Raw genomic sequence first — 503 nt, forward strand, 5'->3', positions numbered from 1 at the left:
CTCGTTCTTCGCCTTTCTGTTTGTCTCCTTCACGGTCGCTGTCTGGATCAAGAGATCCATCAAAGCGGCGTTGAAAGAGGAGAAAGCTGAGGATTCGAAGGTGCCCGCGCCCGCCGTTGTCGCTCCGGCTACCGCCGACACCAACGTCACGCCCATCAAACGTCAGTACGCCAAGTCCGCAGTGGTCGTTCCACTTAAGACAGGCACCGACGACTAGTCGCTACGCCTGAATGTCGAGACTGCCCGTACGGGCGGTCTTGACCCCTCACCCCAACGGGAACCATCCCGTTGCGGGCATGGGTTCCCGTTCATTCGGAGATATCCATGCAAATAGAAGTAGCAGCATGGCAACTGGACATGTTCGACGCACCTCCAGCGCCGATCGCGCGTGTCCAAGCCAAGCCTGATCCGCTGCCCGATCCGCACCTGTGGAGCGAGGCGGTCAAAGACAAAATGGTCGACGCGTTGATCAGTCTCGCGACTGACAGCAGACGCGGCGACAA

1 pseudogene is annotated in these 503 nt (G+C 59.0%); it reads left to right on the forward strand.

Annotated features, from left to right (window positions below):
- Positions 1–217 (forward strand): annotated as a pseudogene (locus tag AWB81_RS46360) (hypothetical protein); the annotation flags it as partial.
- Positions 218–503 lie beyond the last annotated feature (286 nt).

It is taken from the genome of Caballeronia arationis (assembly GCF_001544975.2).
GTDB lineage: Bacteria > Pseudomonadota > Gammaproteobacteria > Burkholderiales > Burkholderiaceae > Caballeronia > Caballeronia arationis.